This window comes from Comamonas aquatilis, assembly GCF_965139575.1.
GTDB lineage: Bacteria > Pseudomonadota > Gammaproteobacteria > Burkholderiales > Burkholderiaceae_C > Comamonas > Comamonas aquatilis.
Map to the genome: position 1 here is coordinate 65,029 of NZ_CBCSIW010000021.1, position 8,028 is coordinate 73,056.

The 8,028-nt window shown below is 61.0% G+C and carries 10 protein-coding genes, 1 rRNA gene and 1 pseudogene; 10 read left to right on the forward strand and 2 right to left on the reverse strand.

Annotated features, from left to right (window positions below; all coding sequences use genetic code 11):
- Window positions 1-35: 35 nt before the first annotated feature.
- Genes ACNAZA_RS18875 through ACNAZA_RS18885 form a run of 3 tightly spaced genes read left to right on the forward strand, consistent with a single transcriptional unit; the run spans window position 36 to window position 1,789 of the window.
- Window positions 36-734 carry a CsgG/HfaB family protein gene (locus ACNAZA_RS18875; protein ID WP_415798062.1) on the forward strand — a complete coding sequence of 233 codons (699 nt, stop codon included), beginning with the start codon at window positions 36-38 and terminating at the stop codon, window positions 732-734.
- Window positions 735-747: 13 nt separating this feature from the next.
- Window positions 748-1,116, forward strand: a complete 369-nt coding sequence (locus tag ACNAZA_RS18880) for a DUF4810 domain-containing protein (protein ID WP_415798063.1) — start codon at window positions 748-750, stop codon at window positions 1,114-1,116.
- A gap of 1 nt (window position 1,117) precedes the next feature.
- Window positions 1,118-1,789 carry a DUF799 domain-containing protein gene (locus tag ACNAZA_RS18885; RefSeq protein WP_415798064.1) on the forward strand — a complete coding sequence of 224 codons (672 nt, stop codon included), beginning with the start codon at window positions 1,118-1,120 and terminating at the stop codon, window positions 1,787-1,789.
- A 161-nt stretch (window positions 1,790-1,950) separates the two neighbouring features.
- Here ACNAZA_RS18885 and ACNAZA_RS18890 read toward each other — a convergent pair whose 3' ends face one another.
- A complete protein-coding gene (locus ACNAZA_RS18890) occupies window positions 1,951-2,847 on the reverse strand; it encodes a LysR family transcriptional regulator (RefSeq protein WP_415798065.1) in 897 nt (298 codons plus the stop codon).
- 80 nt (window positions 2,848-2,927) lie between these two features.
- Here ACNAZA_RS18890 and ACNAZA_RS18895 point away from each other — a divergent pair, with 80 nt between their 5' ends.
- From ACNAZA_RS18895 to ACNAZA_RS18925, 7 genes and pseudogenes are all read left to right on the forward strand, one after another.
- Window positions 2,928-4,334 carry an acyclic terpene utilization AtuA family protein gene (locus ACNAZA_RS18895; protein ID WP_415798066.1) on the forward strand — a complete coding sequence of 469 codons (1,407 nt, stop codon included), beginning with the start codon at window positions 2,928-2,930 and terminating at the stop codon, window positions 4,332-4,334.
- Window positions 4,327-4,716 (forward strand): AtuA-related protein, encoded by a 390-nt coding sequence (locus tag ACNAZA_RS18900; RefSeq protein WP_415798067.1) that lies wholly within the window; start codon window positions 4,327-4,329, stop codon window positions 4,714-4,716. Before ACNAZA_RS18895 ends, ACNAZA_RS18900 begins: the two co-directional genes overlap by 8 nt.
- Window positions 4,717-4,771: 55 nt before the next feature.
- Complete coding sequence (locus ACNAZA_RS18905; protein ID WP_415798068.1) at window positions 4,772-5,743, forward strand: Bug family tripartite tricarboxylate transporter substrate binding protein; 972 nt, start codon at window positions 4,772-4,774, stop codon at window positions 5,741-5,743.
- A 285-nt stretch (window positions 5,744-6,028) separates the two neighbouring features.
- A complete protein-coding gene (locus tag ACNAZA_RS18910; protein WP_415798069.1) occupies window positions 6,029-6,262 on the forward strand; it encodes a cysteine-rich CWC family protein in 234 nt (77 codons plus the stop codon).
- 30 nt (window positions 6,263-6,292) lie between these two features.
- Complete coding sequence (locus ACNAZA_RS18915; protein WP_415798073.1) at window positions 6,293-6,505, forward strand: 4-oxalocrotonate tautomerase; 213 nt, start codon at window positions 6,293-6,295, stop codon at window positions 6,503-6,505.
- Between the two features lie 173 nt (window positions 6,506-6,678).
- The gene (locus ACNAZA_RS18920) at window positions 6,679-6,867 is read left to right on the forward strand and encodes a 4-oxalocrotonate tautomerase (protein ID WP_120971851.1); all 189 of its coding nucleotides are present in this window, start codon (window positions 6,679-6,681) and stop codon (window positions 6,865-6,867) included.
- A 122-nt stretch (window positions 6,868-6,989) separates the two neighbouring features.
- A pseudogene (locus ACNAZA_RS18925) lies at window positions 6,990-7,745 on the forward strand (class II glutamine amidotransferase); the annotation flags it as partial.
- A gap of 191 nt (window positions 7,746-7,936) precedes the next feature.
- Here the strand turns inward: ACNAZA_RS18925 and rrf are convergent.
- Window positions 7,937-8,028 (reverse strand): 5S ribosomal RNA (gene rrf / locus ACNAZA_RS18930); the annotation flags it as partial.

Genomic DNA, 8,028 nt, shown 5'->3' on the forward strand with positions numbered 1-8,028 from the left:
CATTTGCCCACCCTAACAAACTCATCTGCTTGTCCATGATGCGCACACCATTTGCTTTGGCCGCCCTGGCTCTTGTCTCCGCACCGCTGTTTTTGACCGGCTGCGCGACGGAGTCCTCGCAATCCCTGAGCGTTGCTCAGACGCAAAGCGCCACACGCAGCTATCAAGGCGTTCGCCGCCCCATCGCTGTCGGTAAGTTTGACAACCGCTCCAGCTATCTGCGCGGAGCTTTCTCGGATGGCGCAGACCGTCTGGGCAGCCAGGCCAAGACGATTTTGCTCAGCCATCTGCAGCAAACCAACCGTTTCAACGTGCTGGATCGCGACAACATGGCGGAGATCAAGCAGGAAGCTGCCATTCAGGGCACGGCGCAGCAGCTCAAGGGCGCGGATTACGTGGTGACCGGCGATATCTCGGAGTTCGGACGCAAGGAAATCGGTGACAAGCAACTGTTTGGCGTGCTGGGCCGTGGCAAGACCCAGGTCGCTTATGCCAAGGTCACGCTCAACATCGTGAATATCCGCACCTCGGAAGTCGTGCGCTCCGTGCAAGGCGCAGGCGAATTCCAGCTCTCCAACCGGGAAATCGTGGGCTTCGGCGGCACGGCCAGCTATGACTCCACGCTGAACGGCAAGGTGCTGGACCTGGCCATTCGAGAAGCCGTGGACCGCCTGGGCGAAGCCGTGGATGCCGGCGCACTGCCCAGCCTCTCGGCCACCGCAAGCCAGCGCTGAAAGGCAGGCCGCCATGAAGATCTACTCGGCAATCCGCGCGGGCAGCGCACTGGCGCTGACGGCTTTGCTGGTGGGCTGCGTCACCGCTCCCCAGCCGCTTTACAGCTGGAACGGCTACCAGACCCAGGTGTACAGCTATCTCAAAAGCGATGCACCGGCCGCAGAAGAACAGATTCTGGCGCTGGAAAAAGGCGTGCAGCAAGCGGCGAGCAAGAACGCGCAACTGCCGCCAGGCTACCAGGCCCATCTGGGGCTGCTGTATCTGAACGCCGGTCGCACCGACCAGGCCCTGGCCGCATGGGCCCAGGAGAAAAAGCAATTTCCCGAATCGGCTCAGTACATCGACTATCTGGTCGGCAACATGAAGAAGAACGGGGTCTGAGATGCAAATTCACCTGATTCCACGCATGCTGAAATGTGCGGCGGTGCTGGCCTTCAGTGCCTGGCTGGCGGGTTGCGCCGCGCCGCAAACCAAGGATTACAGTGCCTTCCGGGCGGCCAAACCGGCCTCCATTCTGGTGCTGCCTCCGGTCAATGATGCCCCCGAAGTCCAGGCCAGCGCCAGCGTGCTGTCCCAGGCCACCTTGCCGCTGGCCGAAGCCGGCTACTACGTGATGCCGGTGACGCTGATGAGCGAAACCTTCCGGCAAAACGGTCTGGAAATCGCCAGCGACATCCAGGACGTGGCGCCCGCCAAGCTCAAGCAGATCTTTGGCTCGGATGCCGCTCTGTACATACGCATCACCCGCTACGGCACCAGCTACCAGGTGATTCAAAGCGCCACCGTCGTCAGTGTCGAAGCCAGGCTGGTGGATCTGCGTACCGGCGACCAGCTATGGGATGGCCGCGCCTCAGCCTCCAATCAGGAGGGCGGCAACAACTCGGGCGGCGGCTTGGTCGGTATGCTGGTGACGGCGCTGGTCAATCAAATCATCAGCTCGGCCACCGATGCCGCTCACCCCGTCGCGGGCCTGGCGACCAACCGCATGCTGGCGGCAGGCACCCCTAACGGCTTGCTCTACGGTCCTCGTTCGCCTCTGTACGGCAAGAACTGAGACGGCTAGCATTTGCTCCTCTATCAAAACAGTAGCAATCAGCGCAATACTCCTCGAGACTTCGAATGAATTCTTCTTGAATTCAATATGGGTAGAACGCAAACCGCTATGAATTGAAGAGTCAATTCAAGCCCATATGCACTTCCTCGGAAGTGCATTTTTCATGGCGCAGAGAACTGCGGGCGCTGTTCCAGCATCAGGCGATACAGCGCCTGTGCCGCCAAAGACAGGCTGCGTTCTCGCCGCCGCACCAGATAGATTTGCCTCTCCATCCCCGGTAATGGCAACAGCCGCGTGATCAGGCTCGGCTTGTCGAAGTGAAACAGCGACAGCGCCGGCACCACGCTGATGCCCAGGCCGGCCTGCACCAGGCCCATCACCGTGGCCAGTTGCTCCACCTCGACCAGGGTGTGCATGCTCTGCGGAAAGAAAGCCGCATCCAGATACTGGCGCACGCTGCTGTGACGGGCCAGATGCACAAAAGGCCAGGGCAGCAAATCGGCAACGCCCAGCGTCTCCTGCGCCGCCAGCGCATGGTCTTCCCGGCACACCAGATGAAAGTCGTCACGGCAAAACGGCTCGGCCTGCAGATCCGGCGTATCGGCACGGATGGCAGCCAGGGCAAAGTCGGCCTCGCCATTGGCCACGGCGGCAATGCAGGGCTCGGACAACACATCGTGCACCGCCAAATCCACCCCGGGGTAACGTGCCATGAATTGCGCCAGCACCTGAGGCAACCAGCCCGCCGCCAACGAGGGCAGCAGCGCCACCGACACATGGCCGCGTGCCAGCTGGGCCGTGTCGCGCATGGCCTTGGCGCAGTCCTCCAGTTCAGCCGCAATACGCAGGGCCGACAGCCAAAAGCGCTCGCCCTCAGGTGTCAGCAACACATGGCGCGTGCTGCGGTCAAACAGCTGCAGGCCCACGCTGGCCTCTAGCGCCTTGATGAGCGCGCTGAACGCGGGCTGCGACAGATGACAGCGCACCGCCGCACGGGTGAAGTTCTTCACTTCAGCCAGAGCCAGAAATGCCTGAATATCGCGCGCCGAAAGATTCATCTGCCTTCCAAATCAATTCATCTTAATTATCGATTTCACAGCTTACCCAAGCCTTCCTATAGTGGTCAGCAGGAGATTCCATGACATCACCCACGCCCCACCCCACTCCCCTGCTGATTGGCTGCGCCGCCGGATTCTCGGGCGACCGCGTTGATGCGGCTGGCCCGGTCGTACAGGAGCTGATTCGCCAGGCCAAGCCGGCCGTGCTGATTTTCGAGACCCTGGCCGAGCGCACCCTGGCCCTGGCCCAGTTGGCGCGCCAAAGCGATCCCGATACCGGCTTTGAGCCGCTGATGCTGGATTTTCTGCGCCCGGTGCTGGCCGACTGCCTGCAGCATGGCATTCGCATCGTCAGCAACTTCGGGGCCGCCAATCCCGTCGGCGCGGCGCGCGCCATTGCCCGCCTGGCGCAAGAGCTGGGCTTGAAAGCCCCGCGCATTGCCGTGGTTCATGGCGATGACTTGAGCGCCCCCAAGCAGCGCCCGCTGCTGCAAAATGCGCTGGCCGAACGCATGCCCAGCCAGCCCCTGGTCAGCGCCAATGCCTATATCGGTGCGCGCCCGATTGCCGATGCGCTGCAGGCCGGAGCCGATATCGTGGTCTGCGGCCGGGTAGCCGACCCTTCCCTGGTCGTAGGTCCGGCCATGGCCCATTTTGGCTGGGCCTGGGATGACTGGAACCGCCTGGCCCGCGCCACCATGGCCGGCCATTTGCTGGAATGCGGCACCCAGGTCAGCGGCGGCTATTTTGCCGATCCGGGCTTCAAAGATGTGCCCGACATGGACCGCCTGGGCTACCCGATTGCCGAGATCGATGCCGACGGCCACTGCAGCATTTTCAAGCCCCGGGGCACGGGCGGCTGCATCAGCACGGCCACCGTCAAGGAGCAACTGCTCTACGAAATCCACGATCCGGCCCAGTACTTCACGCCCGATGTGGTGGCCGATATCACGCAGGCCGAAGTCATTGCCCTGGCACCTGACCGCGTGCGCCTGCAAGGCGTGATCGGCCACCCCCGGCCGGCCACGCTCAAGGTCAATGTCTGCTATGCCACGGGCTGGTTTGCCGAAGGCGAAATCTCCTATGCCGGCCCACGCGCCGCCGAGCGCGCTCGCCTGGCCGGACAGACCATTGCCCAGCGCCTGGCCGGCATTGCGCCGCTGCGCACCGATTTGATTGGCGTGACCAGCGTCTGGGGCAACGATGGCAGCGACTGGCTGAGCCACGCCGATCTCAGCCATGCCTCGGCCGATGTGCGCCTGCGCATGGCCTGGCAGCACGAGGAGCACGCCACGGCCGCCCGACTGCCGCGCGAGATCAATGCCCTGTATTGCTGCGGCCCGGCAGGCGGCGGCGGCGTACGCACGCATATGCGCCAGCGTCTGGGCCTGACCTCCTGCCTGGTTGCGCAGGAACAGATACGCACCGGATTCCTCTGGGCCGAGCCGCAAGAGGCCCTGAACACCAAGGAGGCTCGCCATGTCTGAGGCCAGCAACACCCTCTCCATTCCGCTGTACCGCCTGGCCCATGGCCGTACCGGCGACAAAGGCAACCGCTCCAACATCAGCGTCATCGCCTGGCACCCCACATTCTGGAAGCTGATCTGCGAGCAGGTCAGCGAGGACGCCGTGCGCGCTCTGTTTGCCGACCGCCGCCCCAGCGAGGTCAAACGCTATCTGCTGCCGCAGCTGCAAGCCATGAATCTGGTATTGGACGATGTGCTGGACGGCGGCGTCAACGACGCCCTGAATCTCGACAGCCACGGCAAGACCCTGTGCTACCGCGTGCTGCAAATGCCCATCCGCATACCGGCCGAAAACATGCCGCAGCTGCAACCTTATCTGGCCGGCCCGGCCGACAACGAATAGACGACACAGATCGTCCCGCCCTTTCCACCACAAGCACCCGATCAGGAGACAAACCATGACCTCTTTCACACGCCGCTGCCTGCTGGCCAGCAGCTTGGGCCTCGCCTTTGCTAACACCGCTTTTGCGCAAAGCGACTACCCAAGCAAGCCCATCACCTTTGTCGTGCCGTTTGCGGCAGGCAGTGCCACGGATCAGCTGGCACGAGCCCTGGGTCAGTCCATCACCGAGAAAACCAAGCAACCGGTGGTGGTGGAAAACAAGGGGGGAGCCAGCGGCATGATTGCGGCCCAGGCCGTGGCCAAGGCACCGGCAGACGGCTATACCGTGCTGATCACCACCAACACCACGCATGCGGCCAACGAGCATTTGTACAAAAAACTGGCGTATGACCCGGTCAAGGACTTCGCCCCGCTGTCCGGTCTGGGCAAGGGCGGTCAGGTTCTGGTGGTACCGGCCGGCGCGCCTTATAAATCGGTGGGCGAGCTGGTCGCTTTCGCCAAGGCCAATCCCGGCAAGCTAAGCTTTGGCAGCGGCAGCTCGTCAAGCCGTGTGGCCGGCGAAATGCTCAAGCAACTGGCGGGCGTGGATATCCTGCACGTGCCCTACAAAAGCAACCCGCTGGCGATTACCGACCTGCTGGGCGGGCAGATCAATCTGATGATCACCGATGTCTCCACCGGCGTGCCCCAGATCAAGGCCGGCAAGCTGCGCGCCCTGGGTTACTCCACACAAAAACGCAGCGCCCAGCTGCCCGATGTGCCCACGATTGCCGAGGCCGGCGTCAAAGGCTATGACATGGGTTACTGGTTTGCGGCCTACGCCCCGGCCAACACACCCGCCCCCGTGGTCGCCAAGCTCAACCAGTTGCTGAACAACGCCGTGGCCAGTGCCGCCGCCAAGTCTTTCTTTGATATGTCGGGCTCCGAGCCCTGGACCACCACGCCTGCCGAGCTGGCCCAGTTCCAGTCTGCTGAAACCAAAAAGTGGGGCCAGGTCATCAAGGCTGCCGGCATTACGCCGGAGTGAGCGCCTTTGCCTCCCATGCAATGCCAAGGCCATTGTTGAAAAGCTGTTTTAAATAGGGCTACACCTTTCCCTGCCGCAGACCTGAGGCCCAAAAGCATCGAATGGGTCACATCTGTTTTCAGAGCAGCTACCGCTTGCCAAGCATGAGTCCCACCTATACTTTTAGCGGTACTTATTGATTGGCAAGCGCAAGACGCTATCAAAAATGCACTCCATGCCCGTACATCGAGTGCATTTTTTGGGGGTATGGCTGGGTTGCTGCGGCATGGCTTCTACACTGGCGCCATGCCCTCCGAGAGCCTCCATCACATCCAGCCTCTGGACCCCAGCCGCTGCCCGCTATGCGGTCAGGCCAATCAATGCGCCATCACCGCTGGCCTGCCACCACAAAGCTGCTGGTGCATGCAGACCCCGGTGTCGCAAGACGCTCTGGCCCAGCTGCCGCCCGAAGCGCGCGGCAAAGCCTGCATCTGCCCGGTCTGCGCACAGCCCAGCGACAGAGATTCCACCACGGCCTGACACTGCGACAGTCTTTTGCGCAGGTCGGGCATTCAAACCACCCAGGAGAACTTGATGCCCACCTATCACATCGAACTGTTTGAAGGTCGCAGCCTTGAACAAAAGCGCAAGCTGGTCGAAGAAGTCACCCGCGTCACCACCGAAGTACTGGGCAGCGCACCCGAGTCCGTGGACATCATCATCACCGACGTCAAGCGCGAAAACTGGGCCACAGGCGGCAAGCTGTGGTCTGAGCAGGCCTAGGGCTTTTCACGCGGCCTTGCACGCAACGATAACGGTCCAGAGATGGGCTATCAGATGGTGCTCGCCCCTGTGGAATCCATTCCGTGTCAGGCTGCCCAAGCTTGAGCGATATCGCGGCACATTTATGATCTGAGGCTGTCGCTTCACCTCTCATACCCCAAGGAGTCAACCCCATGCCCACCTACCATGTAGAAATGATGGAAGGCCGCACCGTCGAACAAAAGCGCAAGCTGGTGGAAGAAATCACCCGCGTCAGCGTGGAAGTGCTGGGCGGTTCACCCGAATCGGTGGACATCATCATCACCGACATCAAGCGCCACGACTGGGCCACCGGCGGCAAGCTCTGGTCCGAGCGCGAGTAAGCCAGAGCCAAGCCTTGCGCTTCAAAGCAGCCTAGGCTGCTTTTTTCATGTCCGTCTGGTTGGGTAAGCACCCAGCTTGGGCTATAAAAGGCTTTTCCCTATCAACAGGTTTGAGAACTGTCATGTGCCAGCTGCTTGGAATGAACTGCAACACGCCCACCGATGTGCGTTTTAGCTTCTCGGGCTTCACACAGCGCGCAGGCAATACTGGCGATCACACCGACGGCTGGGGCATTGCTTTTTTTGAAGATAAAGGCCTGCGCCACTTTGTGGATCATGAGCGCGCCATTGACTCACCGGTGGCCAAGCTGATTCGTGAATATCCGATCAAAAGCACCAACGTCATTGCCCACATCCGCAAGGCGACCCAAGGCGTGGTCAGCCTGCAAAACTGCCACCCCTTTGTACGCGAGCTCTGGGGCCGCAACTGGGTCTTTGCTCACAACGGGGATCTCAAGAATTTTTCACCCAAGCTGCACGCCCACTTCCAGCCCATAGGCAACACCGACAGCGAGCAGGCTTTTTGCTGGATCATGCAGGAGCTCTGGAAATCCCACGCAGGCCTACCCAGCATCGAGGAGCTCACCCACACCCTGCGCGAGCTTGCTGCCAAGATCGCCCCCCACGGCACTTTCAACTTCCTGCTCTCCAATGGGGAAGCTCTCTGGGCCCACGCGACCACCCATCTTTGCTACATCGAGCGGCGCCACCCCTTCTGCCAGGCCCATCTGTCGGATGAAGATCTGAGCGTGGACTTCTCCCAGGAAACCACGCCCCAGGACAAAGTCGCCATCATCGTCACAGCCCCGCTGACCAATAATGAAACCTGGACGCCCATCCAATCCGGTGAGCTCAAGGTATTTGCGAACGGGCAATGCCTCCTACTTTGATTTCCAGAGGCATCAATAAAAAGAGAGCGCATAGCGCTCTCTTTTATTGGGTCTGCGGTATTTCATCACTGCATCACTTATGCAGCACGCACTGATTGCTATCTCTTTTGTGGTTGCTCTTTCGCCACCACAATAAAAAAACCCCGCAGTCTTTCGACTACGGGGTTTTCACTGTAAGAGCCTGACGATGACCTACTTTCACACGGGAACCCGCACTATCATCGGCGCAAATTCGTTTCACTGTCCTGTTCGGGATGGGAAGGAGTGGTAC

What these genes read in the sequence shown, in the direction of transcription:
- ACNAZA_RS18895 (WP_415798066.1), top strand. Translation starts at nt 2,928, where the DNA reads ATGACATCACCCACGCCCCACCCCACTCCCCTGCTGATTGGCTGCGCC.
- ACNAZA_RS18885 (WP_415798064.1), top strand. Translation starts at nt 1,118, where the DNA reads ATGCAAATTCACCTGATTCCACGCATGCTGAAATGTGCGGCGGTGCTG.
- ACNAZA_RS18920 (WP_120971851.1), top strand. Translation starts at nt 6,679, where the DNA reads ATGCCCACCTACCATGTAGAAATGATGGAAGGCCGCACCGTCGAACAA.
- ACNAZA_RS18890 (WP_415798065.1), bottom strand. Translation starts at nt 2,847, where the DNA reads ATGAATCTTTCGGCGCGCGATATTCAGGCATTTCTGGCTCTGGCTGAA.
- ACNAZA_RS18880 (WP_415798063.1), top strand. Translation starts at nt 748, where the DNA reads ATGAAGATCTACTCGGCAATCCGCGCGGGCAGCGCACTGGCGCTGACG.
- ACNAZA_RS18905 (WP_415798068.1), top strand. Translation starts at nt 4,772, where the DNA reads ATGACCTCTTTCACACGCCGCTGCCTGCTGGCCAGCAGCTTGGGCCTC.
- ACNAZA_RS18900 (WP_415798067.1), top strand. Translation starts at nt 4,327, where the DNA reads ATGTCTGAGGCCAGCAACACCCTCTCCATTCCGCTGTACCGCCTGGCC.
- ACNAZA_RS18910 (WP_415798069.1), top strand. Translation starts at nt 6,029, where the DNA reads ATGCCCTCCGAGAGCCTCCATCACATCCAGCCTCTGGACCCCAGCCGC.
- ACNAZA_RS18875 (WP_415798062.1), top strand. Translation starts at nt 36, where the DNA reads ATGATGCGCACACCATTTGCTTTGGCCGCCCTGGCTCTTGTCTCCGCA.